The sequence below is a fragment of the Actinacidiphila sp. bgisy145 genome (assembly GCF_057708125.1).
Genome location: NZ_JBYIRL010000006.1, coordinates 107602 through 128971 on the forward strand (window position 1 = coordinate 107602; position 21370 = coordinate 128971).

Genomic DNA, 21370 nt, shown 5'->3' on the forward strand with positions numbered 1-21370 from the left:
GTACGCCATGCCCTTCGCCAACTTCAAGGTTCCCGCCGGCACCCTCGAGCCGGCCCAGAAGCAGCTGATCGTCGACCGCGTCACCGACCTGTACAGCGAGATCTACGGCGACCGCGCCCGCCAGAACACGATGGTGCTGGTGGAGGAGGTCCCCGACGGAGGCTGGGGCATCGGCGGCACCGTCCTGACCTCGGCGATGATCAACGGAAACGAAGACGGGGACGGCGCCGAAGCCGGGGACGGCGCCGGCGCTCCCGCCGACCGCAAGTAGCGCCACCGCGGGGCGGAAGGGCACCCGTCGGGCCCACTACGCTGGCCCTTCCGCCCCGGGCGGCGCGCACCCGCACCCGGGCCCCACCCCGGACCGCGACGGAAAGGAGACGGAGAACCGCCATGACACCCGACACCACCGCGAGGACCGCGAAGGCGGCGAAGGCCGGCCCCCCGCGGACCGGCGAGCCGAAGACCGGCGACCTGCGGGCCCGGATGCTCGAGGCGGCCGAGGCACTGCTGAACGCCTCGCCCGGCAACGACGTCTCCACCCGCGCGGTCTGCGAGGCGGTCGGGGTCACCCAGCCCATCCTGTACCGCCTCTTCGGCGACAAGAACGGCCTGCTCATGGCCCTCGTGACGCACGGCTTCGAGCGCTACATCAGCCGCAAGCAGGCGCTCGAGGCGACCGACGACCCGGTCGCCGACCTGCGCGCGGGCTGGAACGACCACACCGACTTCGCGCTGACCAACCGGGCGCTGTACCGGCTGATGTTCTCGCCGGTCCTGCCCGAGGTGCCCGAACCCGCGAACCGTATCTTCGAGTTGCTCAAGCAGACCCTCGAGCGGTGCGCGGCGGTCGGCGCGGTGAAGATCCCCACCGAGGAGGCCGCGCAGGCCATCCTGTCGGCCAACGTCGGGGTCGCCCTCAGCATCCTTTCCCAGCCCGAGCGCTTCGCCGACCCGCTGCTGTCCACCCGGGTCCGCGACGCCGTCTTCGCCTCCTGCCTCGACGAGTCCGCGGCGCCCCGCTCCTTCTCCGCCGCCGACGACCCGTCCCGGGCCGCTCTCGCCCTGGCGGCCCAGCTCAAGCAGCAGCCCCCCGCCGCGCTCCACCCCACCGAGACCGCCCTCCTCCTCCACTGGCTCGCCAGACTCCACCCCGCCCCCTGACGGCCTTGTCGTTCTGATGGAGCTCCGGGGCCGACGGCCCTGTCAGCTGCGCGAGGACCGGAAGGACAGCAGCGCGGCACCCGCGAGCACCGCGACCAGGACGACGCTGAAGATGTAGACCGCGGTGGTGAGCGCGAGGTAATGGCTCAGGATGCCGACGCCGACGGCGGGCAGGCTCATGCCCGCGTAGCAGAACAGGAAGAGCCCCGAGATGGCTTCGCCGCGTTTGCAGGGCTCGGCCATTGCCGCGACGGCGCCGATGACGCTCTTGGTCAAGATGCCCGATCCTGCGCCGGCGACGATTCCGGCGACGAGGAAGATCGTCAGGTCGGCGGACCGGACGCCGACCGCGAGCAGCACCAGTCCGGCCACGCCGAGCCCCAGACCCAGTCCTCGACGCACGCTCGCGCTGAGCGGGTTGGCCGCGGTCTGGGCGATCACGGCGGCGGCCATCAGGACGCAGGCAGCCGCGCCGGCGAGCAGGTGACCGGGCTTGTGCAGTACGCCGAGGAGGAACCCTGCCGACAGCGCGGTGTAGACGCCGTTGATCGCGAATGCGGCGAACCCGGCGGCGGCAGCCGCGATGTAGGCGGGGCGGTCGCCGTGGTCGGCGCTGACCCGCTGAGGACGGTAGGCCGGCCGGGAGGTCAGCAGCTCGACGGTCTCGGGGGCGACCGCGACCGCGAGGATCGCGAGCAGGAGAAGGACGCCGAAGACGAGGTAGGGCACCCGCAGCGGGTGGTCGACGTACTGCGCCAACGCACCGGCGATCAGGGGGCCGACGGCGAGCCCGCCGAGGTTGGCGCCGGTGGAGACGATCTCGAACCGATCCGGTCCGGCGTGTGGCCGGTGCGCACGGTGGAGGTCGTGGAGATGGGCGGTCGCGGTCGCGGTGATCATGCCGATGCCCAGGCCGCCGAGCAGCCGGGCCACGATCAGCACGGAAAGCGATGGGCTGGCCAGGAACAGTATGTCGGTGACCAGTTCGAGCCCCAGCGCCGGCAGCAGGATGCGCTTGCGTCCGATCCAGTCCGAGAGGTGCCCGGCCATGATCAGGCTGGTGGCCACGCCGAAGGCGAACACCGCGAAGACCACGGTGACCATCAGCGTCGCGAATCCGTCACGTTGCTGGTACAGGGGGTACAGCGGAGACGGTACGGCGTTGAACGCCATCGCGATCATGAACGCCGCGGCCACCAGCCAGAAGCTCGCTCCGTGGGATGCCGATCCGATACGGGTACCGGCGGAACGGTTCGGGGCGGTGACTGGCGTGGTGGCTGGCGTGGTGGCCGAGGGGGTGGCGCTGCTGGGCGCGCGTGAAGGCACGACGGGACTCCGCGGTTGTAGGGAGGGATGCCTCTACGGTGACAGCTGACCTCCATCAGCGCGAACGAATGATTCCGCTAGCATCGATCTCTCGTCGAGATTGATCTGTCATGCTGACCGCATGGAACTCAGGCAACTGGAATGCTTCGTCGCCGTGGCCGAGGAGGGTTCGTTCACCCGCGCCGCCGCGCGGGTGCATGTGGTCCAGTCCGCGGTCTCGGCGACCATCGCCTCACTGGAGCGTGAGTTGGGCGCGACGCTGTTGGAGCGGACCTCCCGCCGGGTGCGGCTCACCGAAGCCGGCCGCGCGTTCCTCGAGCCGGCCCGCGCGGCACTCGTCGCGGCCCGGACAGCCCGCGACGCTGTCGGCACCGCCACCGGCACGATCGGCGGCACTCTGCGTCTGGGCACGATGAGTTCACTGGCCGGTCTGGACCTACCGCGGCTGCTCGGGACCTTCCACCGCCGCCACCCCGGCGTCGAGATCAGACTGGCCACGTCCGCCGACGGGTCGCCCGGTCTGGTCCAGGCGCTCGATCAGGGGCACCTCGATGCCGCCTTCGTCTCCCTGATCGGCCCCCCGCCGCGGGGCCTGCGGCTGGAACTGGTCGCCTCGACGAGGCTCTTGCTCGCCGCGCCCCGGAGTCATCGGCTCGCGCAGCGCACAAGCGTCTCGATCCGCGACCTCTCCCGCGAGGCGTTCGTCGACTTCCCCGCCGGCTACGGCAACCGCGCCGTCGCCGACGAGGCGTTCAAGACGGTCGGACTCGACCGGCAGGTAGCCATCGAGATCACCGACGTCGAGGACGGCGCCACCTACGTACGCAACGGCCTCGGCGTCGCACTGCTCCCGGAGTCCTCCGGCCGTACCGCGTCCGAACTCGTCCACATCCCGATCGCCGACTCGGACCTGCTGTGGAAGATCTTCCTCGCCATGCCCGAAACCCACGCCACCGCCGCGGCACGCGCACTCCGGACGCTGGTCGCTCAGGCCGAACAGCCCGAGACACCTGAACCATGATCGCCCCGGCGCCATGCAATGAGCGGATTCCACCGTGGCAGAACAGCAGTCCAGTTCCCGCCCCGCCCTGGACCGCCGCGGCCACCGGCGCCGTCAGCGACCTCCAGACCTGGAACTACACCCTCGACCCCGACCAGGTCACCGCGCTCCACGAACAGATCCCCTGCGGCGCCCGCACCGCAGGCGTCGCCTGGCTGGAGCCAGGGCTGCCGCGGGACGCTGCCCGGGCCGCGTCAGGACGCGGCGGGGACCTGGACGTCGAGGCCGTGGGACGCGACGAGGTGCGCCGTGCCGTCGGCGAGGCGGTAGCGCAGGCCGACCACGGCCGTGCGCCCGGCCGCGACGTTCTCCGCGAGCACGCGGGACCGGTCGATCAGCAGGTCCGTGGTCATGCGGACGTGCTCGGCAAGGATCTCGTCGGGCCGCACCCGCCCGGCGGCCCTGGCCGCCAGCACGCTGGGGGCCACCCGCTCGACGAGGTCGCGGACGTAGCCGCCCGGGGCCGCGCCGTTGTCGAGCACGGAGCAGGCCGCGCCCACCGCGCCGCACGACTCGTGCCCGAGCACCACGACCAGCGGGCAGCCCAGCAGGTCCACGCCGTACTCGATACTGCCGAGCACCTCGGGGCCGACGACGTGGCCGGCGTTGCGCACCACGAACAGGTCGCCGACGCCCCGGTCGAAGATGATCTCCGCGGCCAGCCGGGAGTCGGAGCAGCCGAACAGCACGGCGAAGGGGTGCTGCGACGCCTCGGTCTCCGCGCGCCGGGCGGCGTCCTGGTTGGGGTGCTCCGGGGCGCCGTCGACGAACCGCTGGTTGCCGGCCATCAGCAGGTCGAGGGCCTCACGCGGCGTACTGGTCTCTATCTGCGTCATGGTCAATACCTCACACACTAGGAAGAGTCGGGACCTGGGTCGGCCACGCTGCCGCCCGCCATTCGGCGCCCGCCGACAAGCCCGCCGGCATCCCCGCCGGCACGCCCCCCGGCATCCCCACCGGCACGCCGAGACGGCGGGCGAGCGCGTCCTCGGCGTACAGCCGCAGGGCGCACCGCTGAAGCTGCCCCGTCTCGTACGGCGCGGCGCCGAAGTCGCCACCGGGTTCGGCGAACCGCGCGCCCTCACGCAGATCGCGCCCTGTTCCTGCCATGGGCCCGCGTCCTCTACGGTCTTCGCTGGTCAAGAAGAGCACCCACGGCCGCCCGGAGCGGGGCGCCCGAACGTCCATGGGCCTGTGCATACGGCATCAGACGGCGATCACAGAGATCCCTGCAAGACCATACACGAAGCTTGGTTCGCGTATACGCTCTCCGGAATCACTCACCGTAAGACGGTGCCGCCACCCCGCGCAGCCGGCGGCGGCGCCTCAGAGCTTGCGGCGGTCGCGCGGCTCGACGTAGGGCTCCTCGCCGGGCGGGTGGCCGGCTTCGTGGGCCCGGGCGCGTTCGGACTCCGCGCTGTACTCCAGGCCCAGGAGCAGGGCGATATTGGAGATCCACAGCCAGATGAGGAAGACGATGATCCCGGCGAAGGTGCCGTAGGTCTTGTTGTAGCTGCCGAAGTTCGCGACGTAGAGCGCGAACAGGACCGAGGCGACGATCCAGATGACGATACTGAGCAGGCTGCCGCGGGTGACCCAGGCGAAGGGGCGCCGGACGTTCGGTGCGGCCCAGTGCAGCACCGCGACCACCAGCGCGAAGAGGATCACCATGACCGGCCACTTGGCGTAGTTCCACACCGTCACCGCCGTGTCGCCCAGGCCCAGGATGCTGCCCGTCTTACGGGCCAGGCTGCCGGTGAACACGATGCCCACCGAGATCGCGGCCAGGACGATGACGAGGAAGACGGTGATCGCGAACCGGACGGGCAGGGTCTTCCACGCGGGGCGCCCCTCACCGATGTCGTAGACGGCGTTCCCCGCCCGCATGAAGGCCGCCACGTATCCCGACGCCGACCACAGGGCGACCACGACGCCGGCGATCAGCGGGATCAGGGCCTTGTTGCCGCTGGCCTGCACCTGGCTGACGATGCCGGTCAGGGTGGGGCGGACGGCGCCGGGCGCCACGCTGGTGATGTTGTCGGTCAGCGACTTGGCGGCCGACTTGCTCAGCAGCCCCACGATCGAGACGAGGGCCAGGAGCGCGGGAAAGACCGCCAGGATCGCGTAGTACGTGAGCGCCGCCGCCCAGTCGGCCAGGTTGTCGGCCTTGTACTCCCGCAGCGTGCGCCGGAGGATCGCGCGCGACGACCCGCTGGGCAGGTCCGACGGCTTCTCGGGGGCCGGCCCGCCCGCCGTCCCGCCCGCTCCGGCCCCGGCTCCCTCGGCCCCCTGGCGGGTGGACCCGGTACGCTCCGGCTCGCCGTCTTCCATCCTGCGCCTCCTTCACCGTGCCGGGCACATGAACGACTACGCAAACATGGCATTTCGACCCTTCGCGCCGGGGATGCCACCCCGGACCGGCGGCGACACTTCCGTGACTTTGCCAGCTTTGGCGTAAGAACGACCGGGTACCCGACCACCGGGGACACGGGCCCCGCCGACCGGTCCACCGACATTCCGGGACACGGGGACGGCCGGCCCGTGCGGGACCGCGGACGCCGACGGACGTCCCACGAGAAGGAGGACCGGTATGAACGGGCCCGACCAGATCGTCCAGGAGCTGCAAGCCACCCTCGACCGCGACCCCGCTCTCGGCGACCTGCTCGTGAAATCGCTGCGCCGGGCAGGGGAACGCGCCCAGGCGGACCTGGACCCCGACCTGCGCGACGCGCTGGACTGGCCGCGGTCCCTGCCGGAGTACTACGACTACCTCCGGGGCTTCATCCGCTGGGTGCCCCGCCAGTCCGACGCTGCGGCGTGGCGGAAGTCGGCTCCGCACGAGCGCTACGCCCAGGAGGTCAGCGACCGGCTGGCGCACTTCTTCTGGCTGGTCGACCAGAAAGTCGACGAGAAGGCGGACTGGGAAGCGGACGGGGGCGGCGCCGCCATCGCCGAGAACAGCGAGCCCTTCCGCGGCTGGCTCACCGCCTTCGCCCGCCAGTGGGGCGGCTTCCTGGACACCCCTGAGTCCTTCAGCCAGGAGGTCCTGGAGTCGTTCCTCCGGGACGCCCCGGAGTACCACGTCGAGGAGTCGTTGGCCGGCGGCAGGCCGAACATGCCCAGCGGCTGGCTGACGTTCAACCAGTTCTTCGCCCGCGAGCTCAACCCCGGGCTGCGGCCCATCCGCGACCCCGCGGACAACCTCGTCGTGACCTCACCGGCCGACTGCCAGTTCCAGCACTCCTACGGCATCGACGAGGCGTCGAACATCCCCCGCACCACGGTCAAGGGCACGCACCACTACGGGAACATCCGGCAGCTGATCGAAGGCAGCCGGTACGCCGACGCGTTCGCGGGCGGCTCCTTCACCCACTACATGCTGCCGCCCTCGGCCTACCACCGCTACCACGTGCCCGTCTCCGGCCTGGTCAAGGAGTCCTTCGTGGTCAGCGGCAAGGTCTTCATGCAGGTCGACCTGGAGGACGGGCAGCTCGCGTCCAAGGACAGCGCGAAGAGCGGCTACGAGTTCTCCCAGACCAGGGGCGTGCTCGTCCTCGACACCGCGGAGTCGGAGCACGGCAACCTGGGCCTCGTCGCCGTCGTCGCGGTGGGCATGGCCCATGTCGCCTCCGTGAACCTCACCACCGTCGAGGGCACCCGCGTCACCAAAGGCGAGGAGTTCGGCTACTTCCAGTTCGGCGGCTCCGACATCATCGTCCTCTTCCAGGACGGCGCCGCACCCGACATCGACACCAGCCAGGACTTCCGCCACGTCGGCTCCGTCATCGCCCGCTGCCGACCGGCCGCCTGAACCGGTCGCAGGGGTGGCCGGGCTCCGGCGGCGGCGGTCGGCGCGCGGCCGGAGCCCGGACCCGGTCACATACGGGTGGCGTGCTGCGGTGTGCGCGGGGTGGCGGGGAGGCCCGCGGAGGAGGAACGGCCTTGCGTCCAGCCGTGGTCGGCGGGGGCGAACCGCTCGAAGGTGTGGCTGAAGTACCAGTCGGTCTGCGCCACGCCGGAGCACGCGCCCGCGCCCGCCGTGCCGGGGCAGGTGCCGTTGTCCCGCTGGAGGGCCCAGAAGGAGAGGGTGTTGATCCGCTTGGCGGCGGCCCAGTGCTCGACGGTGGCGGCGTCCGCCGTGGTGAACGTCTCCGCGGCGCCGAAGTCGTCGATCCCGGGCATCAGGGTGACGCCGATCCGGCTCCACAGCCGGGACGACGGCTCCGCCGGGTAGAGCGCGGCGAGTTGGTCGTGCAGGCCGGCCGCGGCGGTCTCGGCGTCGGTCGCCATCTCGTGCGCCGCGCCGTCGTAGTAGTCGAACGCCATGATGTTGACGACGTCCACCCGTGCGTGGTTCTTGACGGCGTTCTGGAGCACGGCCAGGCCGGTGGCGCCGAGGCCGGTCGTCGTCGTCGGCAGCGTGTAGGAGAACTGGACGCTGCGGTGGGTGCGTCGGGCCCAGCTGTCGACCAGGGCGATCGCCTTGTTGCGGCGGTCGATGCCCGCGGTGTCGGACAGGGCGTCGACTTCGACGTCGAGGTCGATCCGGCTCACGCCGTACGTGGTGACCAGGCTCTCGTAGACCGCCGCGATCGACTTGACGTCGGTGCAGCTGTCGGCGATGTCGGTGCCGGTGCTGTCCGCCGCGTAACCGCCGAACGACGGGATGGCGTCGCCGCCGCGCGCCTGGAGGGCCGAGATGTCCTTGCCGTAGACGGACCTGGACACCGGTGTCGTGGGGTCGCCGTTCCAGGTCGCCGTGCAGGAACCGGCCTCGGGCGTCTGGAGGAACGCCAGCGTCAGGTACGCGTTGTGGGACGCGGCCGCGAGGGCGGCCGGGCTGCCACCGGAGTACGTCTCGTAGTACGGCGCGACCACGTGGGCCGGCAGGGTCGTTCGGGGGGCCGGGGCGGCGGCCTGGGCGGTGCCTCCTCCCGTCACCACCAGTCCGGCGGACACGGCGGCGGCCGCCGCGGCGGCCAGCAACGCGCGAACAGGTCCAGTTCGTCTCATCAACGCTCCCACCACAGGAAGTAGAGCCAGGACACACCAGCGGAACAGCACGGGGCCCGGACGCCGAGGGACGTCCGGGCGGTTTCGTCGGGCCTCAACGGCCAACGGAGCGAGGGGAGTCGACCCGATCGCGCGCGACTGCGCCCATATTTGGTCTAGGCCAATCATCTGTCAAGGGCCGGCGGTGCGGACGCGCGATCACGATTCGGTACGGGGGCCGGTGCGCGTACGTCCGTACGCCGTCGTTTCAGCCCGCGCTCTCGATGCGGGCGAGCACCTTGTCGGAGATCCGGTGCAGCGTCGACAGTTCGTCCGGGTCCAGGACGTCGACGAACAGGTCCAGCACGCGGGCCACGTGTCCGGGCGCCGCCTCCGCCAGGTAGGCGTGGCCGGCGTCGGTCAGGATCGCCTGGGTGTAGCGCCCGTTGCGCGGATCGGGCTCGCGGCGCACGAACCCGCGGTTCTCGAGCCGGCCGACCATGTGGGACAGGCGGGACAGTTCCGTGTTGGCCATGACCGCGAGCTCGCTCATCCTCATACGGCGCTCGGGCTGGTCGGACAGGTGCGCCAGCACGTGGTACTCGATGAAGCTGAGCCTGGCGTCCTGCTGGAGCTGCGACTCCAGCGCCGCCGGCAGCCGCTGGAGGAGCTTCACGAACCCGCGCCACGCCGCCAGCTGGTCGCCGGTGAGCCAGCGCGGCTCGGACGCCTCGGACGCCCCTGGGACAGACATGCGCGCAGTCTACTGGCGCCACCGGAGAGGCTGACTTGAATCTTCACGTGAAGCGGACTAGCGTGTGACTTGAACATTCAAGCGTGCCGCTCGGATCGTCCGGCCCGCCTCACCTTCGTAGGGACATCCCATGACCAACCTCAAGATCGCCGTCATCCTCGGCAGCACCCGCCCCGGCCGCAACGGCGAAGCGGTGGCGAACTGGGTGCTGACCAAGGCCAAGGAGCGCGCCGACGCCGACTACGAACTGATCGACCTGCTCGACTACCCGCTGCCGCACCTGGACGAGGCCGTGCCCGCGAGCCGGGGCGCGTACACCAGCGACCACACGAAGGCCTGGTCCGCCAAGATCAGGGAGTTCGACGGCTACATCTTCGTCACCCCGGAGTACAACCACTCCACCTCGGGGGTGCTGAAGAACGCCATCGACTACCTCTACGCCGAATGGAACAACAAGGCCGCCGCCTTCGTCTCCTACGGCTCGCTCGGCGGAACGCGGGCGATCGAGCACCTGCGGGCGATCGCGAGCGAACTCCAACTGGCCCACGTGCGCCAGCAGTTGTCGTTCTCGCTGTTCACCGACTTCGAGAACTTCTCGGTGTTCAAGCCCTCCCCGGTACACGACGACGCCGCCTCCGTCCTGTTCGACCAGCTCGAGTCCTGGGCCCGCGCACTCACGTCCGTGCGGAGCTGAACCCCGGTGCGGCTCTACGGTCTTGAGGAGCACTTCGTCACCGCCGACGTGGTCGAGGCGTGGCAGCGGCACGACCCCCGGCTCGCCGCACCGATGATGAAGTGGGCGGTCGCCAGCGACATCACGCCGGCGCTGCTGGACCTCGGCAGCGAGCGCGTCGCCGCGATGGACGACGCCGGGATCGACGTGTCGGTGCTGTCCCTCACGACGCCGGGGCTGCAGGACCTCGACCCGGCCGAGGCGGTCGCCCTCCAGGCGCCCACGAACGACGCGATCGCCGCCGCCGTACGCCGCCACCCCGGGCGGTTCCAGGGGTTCGCGGCGCTCGCCACCTCCGCCCCGCGCGCCGCAGCCACCGAACTGCGGCGCGCGGTCACCGAGTTGGGGCTCAACGGCACGCTGGTCAACGCGAACTCCCGGGGCCGGGCGCTGGACGCGCCCGAGTTCTGGGACATCTACGAGGCTGCCGAGGATCTGCGCGTACCCGTCTACCTGCACCCCAGCGTCCCGTTCCCGGCGGTCACCGGGGCCTACTACCGCGGTTTCGGCCCGCCGGTGGACGACATGCTGGCCACCGGCGCGTTCGGGTGGCACTACGACGCCGGGCTGACCGTCCTCCGGATGATCATCGCCGGCGTCTTCGACCGGTTCCCCGGGCTGCAACTCGTCCTCGGGCACTGGGGCGAGGTCGTGCTGTTCTACCTCGACCGCATCGCGGCCATGGACAAGCTCACCGCGCTGCGGCGCCCGATCGCCGAGTACTTCCGCTCGAACATCTTCATCACCCCCGGCGGCATCTCCAGCCACAGGTACCTGCGGTGGAGCCTGGAGACGGTCGGCGTCGAACGGATCATGTACGCCTCCGACTACCCGTTCAACCGGGAGCGCGCCGGGTCCGCGCGGCGCTTCCTGGAAACCGCGCCGATCGCCCAGGCCGACCGCGAGCGCATCGCCCACCGGAACTGGGAAGAGCTCATCGCCGGTATCCGTCGCTGACCGATCCTGAAGGGAGCACCGCACGTGAGCGAGTCCCAAAGCCGGCTGCAGGTCGTGTTCGCCGACCTGCGCCGCGCCGTCGACGACGTCATCCTCAAACACCAGGTCACCCTCGAGGAGTTGCTCGCCACCATCGAGTGGCTCCAGCAGGTCGCCGACGCCGGCGAACTGCCGTCCGCGAGCATCTTCTTCTACAAGACCGTCCTCAAAGGAACCGTGGGCGCGACCTACGCACACCCGGAGAAGGACGGCGCGAGCCACTGGGAGATGGAAGGCCCCGCCCACCGCCCCGGCGCTCCCGTCCTGCACAGCCCCGCCGTACTGCCCATGCGCCCCGACGAACCCGGCGAACCCCTCGTCGTCTCCGGGACCGTGCGCACCACCACCGGTGCCCCGCTGCCCGCAGCAGCCCTCGAGATCTGGCAGATCGACGCCGACAACGTCTACTCCGGCATGGACAGCAGCGACTTCGCGCCGCTGAACATCCCCAACGACGCCACCGGCGTCCCCGTCGACAACCTCCGCGCCCGGATCATCGCCGACGCGGAGGGCCGCTACGAGTTCCGCACGGTGATGCCCGGCACCGAGACCTTCGGCCTGGCCACGGACAGCCCGCTTGCCGCGCTGACCCGGGCGTTGCGCCTCCAGGGCATGCGACCGCTGCACATCCACGCCATCGTCTCCGCCGACGGATGCCTGCCGCTGACCACCCAGATCTACTTCGACGGCGACCCCCTGGTCGCCGGGACCATCGAAGGCAACGTCCCCGCCGACGCGGTCAGGACGACCACCCGCCACGACGATCACCGCGCACGCGGCCTCGACCGGCCGTACCGCACCCTCACCTACGACTTCGTCCTGCGCCCCACGGCTCCGTGAACGACGCCGACCCGCCGGCCGGGCGCCTGTCCCTCTCCCCCAAGTACCCAGCGAGGGCACGTATGAATGCTGCTGCCGACCCCGCGGCCGCCTACGACCGCTTCATGACCGAGCAGGCTCCCGCCAGCCGCGGTCAGCGCCCCTGGACGCCGGCCGACGGCCCGATGCCCGCGCTCTACCTCAGCCATGGCTCTCCGGCGCTGTTCGAGGACGCGCCATGGATGAGCGAACTGTTCGGCTGGGCGCAGGCGCTGCCCAAGCCGACCGCGATCCTGATCGTCAGCGCGCACTGGGAGTCCGCGCCGCTCAGCCTGTCGGCGACGGGCCCGAACACGCCGCTGGTCTACGACTTCGGAGGCTTCGCCCAGCGCTACTTCCGGATGACCTACGCGACACCGGACGCCGGCGCGCTGGCCGCCCGCGTCAGGGCCTCGCTGCCGGACACCGAACCGGTCCACCAGCAGGCCCGCCGCGGCCTGGACCACGGCGCGTGGGTCCCGTTGAAGACCATGTACCCCTACGGCGACGTGCCGGTCCTCCAGATGTCCCTCCCCACCCACGACCCCGCCCGGCTGATGGACATCGGCCGCCGGATGCGGGACCTGCGGGAGGAAGGCGTGCTCGTGGTCGGGTCGGGCTACATGACACACGGGGTCCCCTTCCTCACCCGGGAGCAGTTCGTGCACAACGTCGTGCCGTCCTGGTCCGCCGACTTCGACGCCTGGGCGGCCGACGCCCTCGCCCGCGGCGACGTGGACACCCTGGCCGGCTACCGCGGCCTGGCCCCGGCGGTGCACCTCGCGCACCCCACCGTCGAGCACTACACGCCGATGTTCGTCACCCTCGGAGCCGCGACCGACCCCGAGACGCCCGTCCGGATGACGGTCGAGGGCTACCGGTTCGGCCTGTCCAAGCGGTCCTTCCAAGTCGCCTGACAGGCCAGGCGCCGGCCCCGGAGCCGGGACTCCGGGGCCCTGAGCCGCGCTCTACCGGGCCGCGCCGTCCGGATAGGCGGCGGTCGCCTGGATCTCGACGAGGAGTTCCGGGCTGGCGAGGCCGCTGACCCCGATGATCGTCCAGGCGGGGTAGGGAGCCTTGACGAGGCGCTGCTTGGCCGCGAGGAAGCCGGACATGTTCTCGCGGATGTCGACGTGGTAGCTGGTCACGTCCACCAGGTCGCCGAGGTCGAGGTTCTCCAGCCGGAGAATCTCCTCAAGGCGCCGGATGGCGAGCTCGGTCTGCTCCTCGGCGCTCTCCCCGGGGACGCCGTCGGGGCGGCGGCCGATCTGGCCGGAGATGAACAGGTGCCCGTGCGAACGGACCGCGGGGGCGTGGCCGAAGCGCGCGAAGGCGCTGGTGGTCCCTCCGAAGACCGGCGAGTTGTCGGGAACCTCTACGGGGTGGATGGGCATTGCGGTGTGTCCGTTTCTCTGGTGTCCGGGCCGACTTCCGGGTCGGCCTTGCTTTGCGCCCGGCCGGGCAGGGCGGGTCAGTTGCCCCATCGGGAGGAGTCGCAGGCGCGCTCCATCCGGGTCCGGCCGAAGGTCTCGCGTTCGCGCAGGAACTCACCGGGTATCGCGTAACGCGGGCCGTTCTTCGGGTTCTTGGCGGCTTGCGCGACGATCGCGTCGGTGAGTGAGCGGATCATCTCCAGTCGCGGGTAGGCGGTGTGGACGAGGTCGGCCTGCTCGTCGCTGAGGACGTCGGCATAGGTGTCGCCCATCGGGCCGCCGAAGTCGAGCGCGACGCCTTCGCGTACGAGCAGGCACAGCGTGCCGCGGCGGTCCGCGATGCCCGACGAGGTGTGCAGGGCGATGGCCTGCCAGACCTCGTCGGCGTCCGCCTCGGACCGCCCGTGGTCGAGGAGGAACGCGGCGGCCCGGTCGGCCCCCTCGACCTCGAACCGCTGGGTGTGCGGGCCGTCCGGCGCCACGCCGAGGTCGTGCATCGTGGACGCCGCGAACAGCAGGTCGTCGTCGTAGTCCTGGCCGGCGGTCAGTTCGAGACGCGCGGCAACGAGCCGGGCGAACAGGTAGGTGCGCACGCTGTGGTTGAACACCGAGGGCGATTCCACCGGCTTGATCAGCCGCAGGACAGCACCGGCGAGCGGTGTGTCGGGCAGCGCGATCAGGTCGGCGGCCGCCTCGGGGGCCACCTGGCTGCGAATCGATCCGGTCATGTCCACCAGGCTGGCAGGCGCGCCCCTGACCAGGTGAGTGGCAATATTGCCCGCTGTCAATAGAATATTGCCATGGCTGCCACGACCACCCACCGAGTCGCTGTCCTGGCGTTGGACGGGGTCACCCCGCTCGACCTGGCGATCCCGGCGCAGATCTTCACCGCCCGCCCGGAGACCCCCTACGAGGTGACCGTGTGCGGGCTCGGCTCCAAGGTGGCGACCACCGCGGGCTTCTCCCTCGAGACCGAAGGGGGCCTGGACCAGGTACGCGCCGCCGACACCGTGATCGTGCCGGGATACGAGCCGGGGAGCGCAACGCCGGCCAGACCACCGGAGGAGGTGCTCGACGCGCTGGCCCAGGCGCGGGACCGGGGCCGGCGGGTGGTGTCGATCTGCACGGGCGCCTTCGCGCTGGCCGAGGCGGGCGTCCTGGACGGGCTGCATGCCACGACCCACTGGATGCACACCGGCGAACTCGAGCGGAACTTCCCGTCCGTCACGGTCGACCGCGACGTGCTCTACGTCGACCAGGGCGACGTCCTCACGTCGGCCGGAGTGTGCTGCGGCATCGATCTGTGCCTGCACCTCGTACGCCGCGACCTGGGGGCGGTCGTGGCCAACCGGATCGCCCGCGGACTGGTGGCGGCGCCGCACCGCGACGGCGGGCAGGCCCAGTACATCCCGGCTCCCCTCACCGTGGCCGGCGACACCTCGCTCTCCGAGACCCGGGGCTGGGCCCTGCGCCACCTCGACGAGCCGCTCACACTCCGCGCGCTCGCCCGGCACGGGGGCGTCTCACCACGCACCTTCATGCGCCGCTTCGCCGCGGAGACGGGCACCACGCCACTTCAGTGGCTGCTCAGCGCCCGCCTGGGCAGGGCACGCGAACTGCTGGAGACGACGGACCACTCGGTGGACCAGGTGGCCCGGGACTGCGGCCTCGGCACGGCGGCGAACCTGCGTCTGCACTTCCGGCGCACCCTGAACACCACTCCCACCGCCTACCGGCGCACCTTCACCCACTGAGCGGCCCGCGCCGCGCGCTCGGCCGATCGGGGGAGGCGGCGCCCCCGGGCTCACACCGGGCTCACAGAACGGGCGCCGCTCTGGCGCTCGCGGCGCCCGCAGGCACTCGTAGGCGAAACAGAACGGTGCGCCAGCGCTTGGAACTGGTGAAACGGCTGTTTCGGCCCGGCGGGCACGGAATACATCGGACCCGTCGAGGATTAGCTCACTTGCCGGAAGAAGGGGGGACGATGGCCGAGCTGATGCTGTTTCGGCGGGATGCCGACGGGCGGGACGCCGAGGTGCCCGGTTCGACGGTGGCACTGGAGCGGGAGTTGCAGAAGCGGGTCGAGGCCGGCCTGGAGGCGATGCTGGGCATTCGGTTCCTGGCCTCGGAGTACCCGACGGGACCGTGGCACCGCGGACGCATCGACACCCTTGGGCTGGACGAGAACGGCAGCCCGGTCGTGATCGAGTACAAGAAGGGCTCCGACAACGGAGTCCTGTCACAGGCCGTCTCCTACCTGGCCTGGCTGGAGTCCGCACATCACGAGGTCGAGGCGCTCGTCCGGAAGGTGCTCGGGGCCGAGGCCGCCCAGACCATCGACTGGCGCCGCCCTCGCATGGTCTGCATCGCCGCCAGTTTCTCCCACCACGACCGCGTGGCGGTGCAGCGCTGCCCGAACTGATCGATCTGGTGCGCTACCGCGTCTTCGAGGACGACCTGCTGAGCCTGCTGCTCGTGGACTCCTCGCCCGGGTCGGCGAATCCCGCTTCATCCCGACGGACCCGACACCGGAGCACACGGGACGTCATCGCGCCGTCAGCTCCCGTGCCGTTGCTGAGCAGCCTGGTCCCTGAGTCTCTGCGGGACTTGTATGCGGAGGTGGACGACGCCCTCACGCGGTGGGGCGAGGTCGAAGTGGCTCCGCTCCGGCACTACATCGCCTACCGGCGGCTGGTGAACATCGCCTCGGTGATCTTCCGCCCGAAGCACGAGGCGATCCTCGTCTACCTCAGGGTTGACCCGCGCACCGTCGTGCTGGAGGAGAACTTCACCCGAGACATGCGCAACATCGGGCACCTCGGGACCGGCGATCTGGAAGTCCGGATAGCGTCGGCAACTGACCTGGAGAAGGCCGAACCGCTGATCAGACAAGCATTCGCAGCCGTCTGACAGCACGCACCTGCCGGGAGTGGAGCCCGCCTCTCACGTGTGAGCTGCCTTCCGCAACGTGACTGCTCAGCTCTGTTGCACCGGTCGAACCGGCTGGCCCTTCCTCGGACGAAGGGCTGCTACTGCTCCTCGCAGGGGCGATGAGGGCCAGGAGGTCAACGACAACGCGGAGATGACCCTCTGGCAGTTGCTACCCCACCCTGGCCATCCGCATGTCGGGGCGTACGAGCTATTCGACCGCCGACGAACGAGAAGCCGAGACGATGGCGACGATCATCCGCCAGCGCATCTACCGCGAACGTGAAGCACCGTCCCGCCGACCGGGCAGGGGCACCGAGAGCTGGGACGCACTCTTCTCACAGGCCATCAGGCGAAGCGCCGACGCGGGCGCGGAGTTCGTCCACGGCCGGGAGCGTTACCGGGCGCGGCCAAAGCCAGGTGTCCGGCCTCGGCGGCGCGCTCGGCCTCTCGTCGAGCAGAGCGGCAGCAAGGCCCACCCGGCCCGACGCGCGGACTCTCTCGACGTCAGGGACGAGCCGGACCCAGGCCTGATCTTGGTGCCGTGAACGGGTCGAATCAGCGGCTAGTCTCGCGCCACTCGGCCAGCGCACTCCGCAGGTCAATCGGAAGTGGGCCGCAGATTGTTCATGAGCAGACCGAGGGCGAACTCGAAGCGGGCGTGTCCGGTTCCGGAGATCAGCTGGGCGGCATGGCGCCGGGTGAGCGGGTACTCCTCGGCGGGGAGTGCGGTGAAGCGGTCCAGCAACTCCTGATGGCCAAGCGCCCATTCCTGGTCCTGGTGTCGGCGTCGGTGCCGGACCAGCGACTGCTCCAGTGCGTAGGCGCTGACGTAGAGGGACATCGCGTCGCGGGCCCATCCGGCCGTCCTCGGTTCGATGCCGCCCGCGAGCAGGATCGCCAGGATTCCTTCGCCGACACGCAGTGTTTCCAGGTGGGTCGGCACCATGGCCAGCGCGGCGCGCGGGACTCCGGGGTATTTCAGGTACAGGTCGCGGATCTGCGTGTACACCCCGAGCAGTTGCTCGCGCCAGGCGGCCGGGTCCGGTTCGGGGAGCACGACATCGGCGTAGAGCCTGCCGATCAGTAGATCGTCGATGTCGTCCTTGGTGACGATGTGCGCGTACAGCGATGACGGGCCGGTCCCGAGCACGGTGGCGATCCGGCGAACGGTCAGCGCCTCGTACCCCTCGGTGGAGACGACTTCCAGGGCGGCGTCGGTAATCCGTTCGACGGTGATCGGCTTCTTGCGCGGTGCCGGCGCGGAGACCTCCGCGGCGGGGCGGGCGTGGCGCGCTGCACGGCTTCGGTGCGGATCGGCGGGCATACCGACCACTCTAGCTTGACACGATCTAAGTTCGTTTTGTAGAACTTAGATCGTCAAGACGAACTAAGTTCGTCCCGTCTGCTGGAGGTGTGCGATGCGCGTTGCCGTCGTCGGAGCCGGTCTGGGAGGTCTGGCTCTCGCGCAGGGCCTGCGCGGTGCCGGGATCGAGGCCGAGGTGTTCGAGCGCGATCCGGGGATCGTGGCACGGTTCCAGGGGTACCGGCTGGTGCTGGACCCGGACGGTTTCCAGGCGGTGCGCGACTGCCTGCCGACGCGCTGGCACCGGCTGCTGGACGAGGTCGTCATGGATGCCGCCGTCGAGCAGCTGGTCCTGGACCCGCAGCTGAACGAGGTCGGCAGGCTCGGAGGGGGCCGCAGCGGCATCGTGGTCGACCGGCAGGTGCTGCGGCACCTGCTGCTGACCGGCCTGACCGTGCACACCGACTCCGCGCTGACCGGCTACGACGCGCTGGCCGACGGCACGGTCCAAGCCCGGTTCGCCCGCCGCGGCCCGGCCACCGCCGACCTGCTCGTCGGCGCGGACGGCGTCACCTCCGCGGTCCGCGGGGTGCTCTCACCCCAGACCGTCCCGCATGACACCGGCGTCCGGTTCGTCATCGGCCGCACCCCGCTGACCGACGAGTTCGCCGCCCTGTCCAAGGCCTACGGCGCGAAGATCACGGGCAACGGCGTCAGCCTGCTGCTGGGCGCGATGCGCTTCCGCACCCCGCCCAAGCAGGCCGCCGAGCAGCTGGCTCCCGACGTCACACTGCCCGACATCGGCGACTACGTACGCTGGGCCATGATCCTGCCCCCGAAGGGCTCACTGGAAGACCTGACCGCGCAGGACGCCGTGCTGTCCAGGATGGAAGGCTGGCACCCGCAGCTGCGCGCGCTGATCGAGCAGGCCGACCCGGACAACAGCACGCTCCTGTCCATTCGGGTGGTCAAGCCCGGTCAGCGCTGGACGCCCGGCCCGGTCACGCTGCTGGGCGACGCGATCCACGCCACCTCCCCGACCGGCGGCAACGGCGCCAACACCGCCCTGCGCGACGCCGACCTGCTGCGCCGCTGCCTGATCCAGGCCGAAGAAGGCCGCCGAGACCTGCTCGGCGCGGTGGACGACTACGAGCGGCAGATGTTCGAGTACGGCGCCGAGGCCGTGCGAAGCAGTCTGGAGAAGCTGCCCGCCTTCGCCCCCGAGGCAAAGCTCTCCTGACGCCGGGAACAGGTCAGGGGCTCCTGGCCGGGGTCGGCAACCGGGGTCATGCCGACGTTGCGCGCCTCGGAGACCAGCAGCGCGACCGCCGAAGTGGTCAGGTCCCGCATGGGGGTGGTGCCGTCCCCGAGGCGGACGAAGGCTCCGAGGAATCCGGTCCAGGAGTGGACCTCGAACAGCAGGTCCGGCAGGTCGATTTCGAGCATCTTCTCGACCCGCACGCGCGGCCAGGCCGGCGACTTCGGCTCGCCGAGCGCCCCGAGCTTCTCGTTCGGCTTCACCCGGCCGTCCAGCAGGACGTCGAGCGGACACCTTCACGTCCTTGCCCGCCTGCCCCAGGCGCTCGGCCGGCCGCTCCCATTTGCGTCCAGGGGCCCGCACCAGCCCCGCCAGGTACTCGGCGACGGGGCGTGCCCAGGCTCAGCACGGCCTCGCACACCGCGTCCCACGCCGCACCGTCCAGGAGCCGGGCGCGGGTCGGACCACCGGTACGAGGGGGAGGCGAACACGCTGCGGTTGTTCAGGGTCGGGTGCGGCTCCGTTCCAGCACGCACACCACGTACGCGCCCCGGTCCCCCGACCCGCGACAACTCTGCGTTCGCGTACACCGCCTTGCGCCACGCCGACGGCACCAGCCTCTCGTCCACCTCGCGCGGCGGCAGCGGCTTGCCCATCACCCGCCGCCGCACCGGCGCGGACAGCCGGTTCGGCGGGACGCGCGACACCCGCGCCCGGCCCGGACACCAACGCGCGGATCTCATCGCCCCCTCCGGTGACCGCGCGAAACACTGTCCCGGACCTCGGCGCCGGCGGCCGACATAGCCGCTCGGGCTCCCTCCGGCGCCGCCGACGTGGCCACCACCCAGGCAGCACCGAGCCCGCCCGACCCGCCTACGCCGTGGAGCGCCACGCCCCACCAGGTCCGACCCGCACGAACGGCTCCGCGCACCGCCCGGTATGACCCAGCCTCCGCGCCCGCGATCCCGCCGGCGCCCTTGACAGGCGAAACCGCGCCCGCTTACCTGCCTACGGTTCACCCGCTCTTCGTCCGCCCCCCCCTGTGACCGGGAGACAAGACGTGCCCCCCTCGACCGATTCCGCCCCTCGTCCGGCCCGGCTGCGCCGGGCAGCCGTGCTCGCCGGCCTGCTCGCCTGCCTGGCGCCGGCCGTCACCTCGACACCCGCGCACGCGGCCAACTCGTCGATCTGCAACAAGTACTGCGACGCCCGCGACCCCTCGCACGCGACCAGCGACCGCATCCCCGTGACGGCGTCCAGCAACGGCCGGACGATTGCGCTCCATCTATCCGACAACGATGTCATGGGCTGGGCCTCCATCGACGGCGGCGCCGCCGGCGACGAGGTGTGGCTGGACCGCTCCTTCGACGGCGGGGTCAGCTGGACCAACGGCAGCAAACTCGGCGACACCAAGACCCCGTCAGGCTGGACCGGTTGGCGCAGCCAGATGTACAACGTCGACGACTGGAACAACGCGGGCGTCGGCGCGCTGCGCGCCTGCGCGCGCACCAACGGCGCCTCGGTGACGGTCTGCACCCAGTGGGCGCGGGTGGACTGGAACGCGGCCAGCCAGAGCGAGGCGGCCGCGACCGCGCTGATGATGGACTACGACCGGAGCACCGGCAAGTTCGCCGGCTGGTGGACCTCGGCCACCTCGCTCACCGCGATCATCGACAACATCCGGATCAGCGGGATGCCGAGCTACAAGTACGCGATCTCCACCACGTACGACAAGCTCATCGGCGCCGAGGACGGCAACTTCACCAACTCCTACCTGGACGACACCGGTTGGTGGGGCCTCGCCTGGGTGGACGCCTACGACCTCACCGGGGACAGCCGCTACCTGGCCACCGCCCGCACCGACGCCGACCACATGCACGACTACTGGACCTCCACCTGCGGCGGCGGGGTGCAGTGGGAGACCACCGCCTCCGGCAAGAACGCGATCACCAACGAGCTGTACCTCCAGCTCAACGCGGCGCTGCACAACCGGATCAGCGGCGACACCACCTACGTCCAGCGCGCGAAGGACGAGTGGTCCTGGTTCCAGGGCAGCGGCCTGATCAACTCCGGACACACCGTCAACGACGGCCTGAACGGCTCCTGCGCCAACAACGGCGACACCACCTGGACCTACAACCAGGGCGTGATCCTCGGCGGCCTCACCGAGCTGTACAAGGCCACCGGCGACAGCGCGGTGCTGGACAGCGCGCGCACCCTCGCCGACGCCTCCACCTCCTCCAGCTACCTCAACCCGGGAGGCACCCTGCACGAGCCGTACGAGCCGGACGGCACCGGCTGCACCTCCAACGGCGACTCGTTCAAGGGCGAGTACGCCAGGGGCCTGGGCCTGCTCAACAAGCAGCTGGCCGATCACCCCTACAGCTCCTACCTCAAGGCGCAGGCCGCCACGCTGCACGCCAAGGACCGGGACGCGCTCGACCAGTACGGTCCGCACTGGGCCGGGGCGTACACCGTGACCGGCAACGGCTGCCAGCACAGCGCGCTCGACCTGCTGAACGCGGCGCAGGAAGCGTGACCAACTCCACGACGGGCGGCCCC

20 protein-coding genes and 2 pseudogenes are annotated in these 21370 nt (G+C 70.8%); 12 read left to right on the top strand and 10 right to left on the bottom strand.

The window, feature by feature from the left end; genetic code table 11:
- Window positions 1-7 precede the first annotated feature (7 nt).
- Complete coding sequence (locus AC3ERT_RS07865) at window positions 8-271, top strand: 4-oxalocrotonate tautomerase family protein (RefSeq protein WP_335983270.1); 264 nt, start codon at window positions 8-10, stop codon at window positions 269-271.
- 122 nt (window positions 272-393) lie between these two features.
- A complete protein-coding gene (locus tag AC3ERT_RS07870; RefSeq protein WP_435173382.1) occupies window positions 394-1164 on the top strand; it encodes a TetR/AcrR family transcriptional regulator in 771 nt (256 codons plus the stop codon).
- A gap of 42 nt (window positions 1165-1206) precedes the next feature.
- Here the strand turns inward: AC3ERT_RS07870 and AC3ERT_RS07875 are convergent, their stop codons facing one another.
- Window positions 1207-2490 (bottom strand): MFS transporter, encoded by a 1284-nt coding sequence (locus AC3ERT_RS07875; protein ID WP_435173384.1) that lies wholly within the window; start codon window positions 2488-2490, stop codon window positions 1207-1209.
- Between the two features lie 121 nt (window positions 2491-2611).
- Here AC3ERT_RS07875 and AC3ERT_RS07880 point away from each other — a divergent pair, with 121 nt between their 5' ends.
- Window positions 2612-3511: a LysR family transcriptional regulator gene (locus AC3ERT_RS07880; RefSeq protein ID WP_435173386.1), complete on the top strand. Its 900-nt coding sequence runs from the start codon at window positions 2612-2614 to the stop codon at window positions 3509-3511.
- A 233-nt stretch (window positions 3512-3744) separates the two neighbouring features.
- On the opposite strand, the gene AC3ERT_RS07885 is transcribed toward AC3ERT_RS07880, so the two are convergent.
- From AC3ERT_RS07885 to AC3ERT_RS07895, 3 genes are all read right to left on the bottom strand, one after another.
- Window positions 3745-4386 (bottom strand): carbonic anhydrase, encoded by a 642-nt coding sequence (locus tag AC3ERT_RS07885; RefSeq protein ID WP_335983278.1) that lies wholly within the window; start codon window positions 4384-4386, stop codon window positions 3745-3747.
- Window positions 4387-4396: 10 nt separating this feature from the next.
- Window positions 4397-4660: a hypothetical protein gene (locus AC3ERT_RS07890; protein ID WP_435173388.1), complete on the bottom strand. Its 264-nt coding sequence runs from the start codon at window positions 4658-4660 to the stop codon at window positions 4397-4399.
- 216 nt (window positions 4661-4876) lie between these two features.
- Window positions 4877-5881: a YihY/virulence factor BrkB family protein gene (locus AC3ERT_RS07895; RefSeq protein ID WP_335983280.1), complete on the bottom strand. Its 1005-nt coding sequence runs from the start codon at window positions 5879-5881 to the stop codon at window positions 4877-4879.
- Window positions 5882-6140: 259 nt separating this feature from the next.
- Between AC3ERT_RS07895 and AC3ERT_RS07900 the strand changes: the two genes are divergently transcribed.
- Window positions 6141-7361, top strand: coding sequence for a phosphatidylserine decarboxylase (locus AC3ERT_RS07900; RefSeq protein WP_435173389.1), 1221 nt, complete (start codon window positions 6141-6143; stop codon window positions 7359-7361).
- 65 nt (window positions 7362-7426) lie between these two features.
- On the opposite strand, the gene AC3ERT_RS07905 is transcribed toward AC3ERT_RS07900, so the two are convergent.
- Both AC3ERT_RS07905 and AC3ERT_RS07910 read right to left on the bottom strand, forming a co-directional pair.
- Window positions 7427-8563, bottom strand: coding sequence for a glycosyl hydrolase family 18 protein (locus AC3ERT_RS07905; RefSeq protein ID WP_435173390.1), 1137 nt, complete (start codon window positions 8561-8563; stop codon window positions 7427-7429).
- A gap of 247 nt (window positions 8564-8810) precedes the next feature.
- Window positions 8811-9296 carry a MarR family winged helix-turn-helix transcriptional regulator gene (locus AC3ERT_RS07910; protein WP_335983286.1) on the bottom strand — a complete coding sequence of 162 codons (486 nt, stop codon included), beginning with the start codon at window positions 9294-9296 and terminating at the stop codon, window positions 8811-8813.
- Between the two features lie 130 nt (window positions 9297-9426).
- Between AC3ERT_RS07910 and AC3ERT_RS07915 the strand changes: the two genes are divergently transcribed.
- From AC3ERT_RS07915 to AC3ERT_RS07930, 4 genes are all read left to right on the top strand, one after another.
- A complete protein-coding gene (locus AC3ERT_RS07915) occupies window positions 9427-9990 on the top strand; it encodes an NADPH-dependent FMN reductase (protein ID WP_435173391.1) in 564 nt (187 codons plus the stop codon).
- A 6-nt stretch (window positions 9991-9996) separates the two neighbouring features.
- Window positions 9997-10986 carry an amidohydrolase family protein gene (locus AC3ERT_RS07920; RefSeq protein WP_435173392.1) on the top strand — a complete coding sequence of 330 codons (990 nt, stop codon included), beginning with the start codon at window positions 9997-9999 and terminating at the stop codon, window positions 10984-10986.
- A 24-nt stretch (window positions 10987-11010) separates the two neighbouring features.
- Window positions 11011-11865, top strand: a complete 855-nt coding sequence (locus AC3ERT_RS07925) for a dioxygenase family protein (RefSeq protein WP_435173393.1) — start codon at window positions 11011-11013, stop codon at window positions 11863-11865.
- A gap of 104 nt (window positions 11866-11969) precedes the next feature.
- Window positions 11970-12800 (top strand): dioxygenase family protein, encoded by an 831-nt coding sequence (locus AC3ERT_RS07930; protein WP_435173444.1) that lies wholly within the window; start codon window positions 11970-11972, stop codon window positions 12798-12800.
- A gap of 51 nt (window positions 12801-12851) precedes the next feature.
- On the opposite strand, the gene AC3ERT_RS07935 is transcribed toward AC3ERT_RS07930, so the two are convergent.
- Both AC3ERT_RS07935 and AC3ERT_RS07940 read right to left on the bottom strand, forming a co-directional pair.
- On the bottom strand, window positions 12852-13277 hold the full coding sequence (locus AC3ERT_RS07935; RefSeq protein ID WP_335983302.1) for a RidA family protein: 426 nt from the start codon (window positions 13275-13277) through the stop codon (window positions 12852-12854).
- Between the two features lie 77 nt (window positions 13278-13354).
- The gene (locus AC3ERT_RS07940; RefSeq protein WP_335983304.1) at window positions 13355-14044 is read right to left on the bottom strand and encodes an HD domain-containing protein; all 690 of its coding nucleotides are present in this window, start codon (window positions 14042-14044) and stop codon (window positions 13355-13357) included.
- Window positions 14045-14116: 72 nt separating this feature from the next.
- Here AC3ERT_RS07940 and AC3ERT_RS07945 point away from each other — a divergent pair, with 72 nt between their 5' ends.
- Both AC3ERT_RS07945 and AC3ERT_RS07950 read left to right on the top strand, forming a co-directional pair.
- A complete protein-coding gene (locus AC3ERT_RS07945) occupies window positions 14117-15070 on the top strand; it encodes a GlxA family transcriptional regulator (protein ID WP_435126644.1) in 954 nt (317 codons plus the stop codon).
- A gap of 230 nt (window positions 15071-15300) precedes the next feature.
- Window positions 15301-16226, top strand: a pseudogene (locus AC3ERT_RS07950) (DUF5655 domain-containing protein).
- 619 nt (window positions 16227-16845) lie between these two features.
- On the opposite strand, the gene AC3ERT_RS07955 reads toward AC3ERT_RS07950, so the two are convergent.
- Window positions 16846-17571 (bottom strand): TetR/AcrR family transcriptional regulator, encoded by a 726-nt coding sequence (locus AC3ERT_RS07955; RefSeq protein ID WP_335983312.1) that lies wholly within the window; start codon window positions 17569-17571, stop codon window positions 16846-16848.
- Window positions 17572-17665: 94 nt separating this feature from the next.
- Here AC3ERT_RS07955 and AC3ERT_RS07960 point away from each other — a divergent pair, with 94 nt between their 5' ends.
- Complete coding sequence (locus AC3ERT_RS07960) at window positions 17666-18790, top strand: FAD-dependent oxidoreductase (protein ID WP_435126650.1); 1125 nt, start codon at window positions 17666-17668, stop codon at window positions 18788-18790.
- A gap of 2 nt (window positions 18791-18792) precedes the next feature.
- On the opposite strand, the pseudogene AC3ERT_RS07965 reads toward AC3ERT_RS07960, so the two are convergent.
- Window positions 18793-19491 (bottom strand): annotated as a pseudogene (locus AC3ERT_RS07965) (Tn3 family transposase); the annotation flags it as partial.
- Between the two features lie 377 nt (window positions 19492-19868).
- Between AC3ERT_RS07965 and AC3ERT_RS07970 the strand changes: the two are divergent.
- On the top strand, window positions 19869-21347 hold the full coding sequence (locus AC3ERT_RS07970; protein ID WP_435173395.1) for a glycoside hydrolase family 76 protein: 1479 nt from the start codon (window positions 19869-19871) through the stop codon (window positions 21345-21347).
- Window positions 21348-21370 lie beyond the last annotated feature (23 nt).

Bases quoted from the DNA above. Each gene is read 5' to 3' on its own strand.
- AC3ERT_RS07955 (WP_335983312.1), bottom strand. From the start codon at position 17,571: ATGCCCGCCGATCCGCACCGAAGCCGTGCAGCGCGCCACGCCCGCCCC.
- AC3ERT_RS07940 (WP_335983304.1), bottom strand. From the start codon at position 14,044: ATGACCGGATCGATTCGCAGCCAGGTGGCCCCCGAGGCGGCCGCCGAC.
- AC3ERT_RS07910 (WP_335983286.1), bottom strand. From the start codon at position 9,296: ATGTCTGTCCCAGGGGCGTCCGAGGCGTCCGAGCCGCGCTGGCTCACC.
- AC3ERT_RS07870 (WP_435173382.1), top strand. From the start codon at position 394: ATGACACCCGACACCACCGCGAGGACCGCGAAGGCGGCGAAGGCCGGC.
- AC3ERT_RS07895 (WP_335983280.1), bottom strand. From the start codon at position 5,881: ATGGAAGACGGCGAGCCGGAGCGTACCGGGTCCACCCGCCAGGGGGCC.
- AC3ERT_RS07930 (WP_435173444.1), top strand. From the start codon at position 11,970: ATGACCGAGCAGGCTCCCGCCAGCCGCGGTCAGCGCCCCTGGACGCCG.
- AC3ERT_RS07890 (WP_435173388.1), bottom strand. From the start codon at position 4,660: ATGGCAGGAACAGGGCGCGATCTGCGTGAGGGCGCGCGGTTCGCCGAA.
- AC3ERT_RS07900 (WP_435173389.1), top strand. From the start codon at position 6,141: ATGAACGGGCCCGACCAGATCGTCCAGGAGCTGCAAGCCACCCTCGAC.
- AC3ERT_RS07935 (WP_335983302.1), bottom strand. From the start codon at position 13,277: ATGCCCATCCACCCCGTAGAGGTTCCCGACAACTCGCCGGTCTTCGGA.
- AC3ERT_RS07945 (WP_435126644.1), top strand. From the start codon at position 14,117: ATGGCTGCCACGACCACCCACCGAGTCGCTGTCCTGGCGTTGGACGGG.
- AC3ERT_RS07880 (WP_435173386.1), top strand. From the start codon at position 2,612: ATGGAACTCAGGCAACTGGAATGCTTCGTCGCCGTGGCCGAGGAGGGT.
- AC3ERT_RS07905 (WP_435173390.1), bottom strand. From the start codon at position 8,563: ATGAGACGAACTGGACCTGTTCGCGCGTTGCTGGCCGCCGCGGCGGCC.
- AC3ERT_RS07885 (WP_335983278.1), bottom strand. From the start codon at position 4,386: ATGACGCAGATAGAGACCAGTACGCCGCGTGAGGCCCTCGACCTGCTG.
- AC3ERT_RS07915 (WP_435173391.1), top strand. From the start codon at position 9,427: ATGACCAACCTCAAGATCGCCGTCATCCTCGGCAGCACCCGCCCCGGC.
- AC3ERT_RS07865 (WP_335983270.1), top strand. From the start codon at position 8: ATGCCCTTCGCCAACTTCAAGGTTCCCGCCGGCACCCTCGAGCCGGCC.
- AC3ERT_RS07960 (WP_435126650.1), top strand. From the start codon at position 17,666: ATGCGCGTTGCCGTCGTCGGAGCCGGTCTGGGAGGTCTGGCTCTCGCG.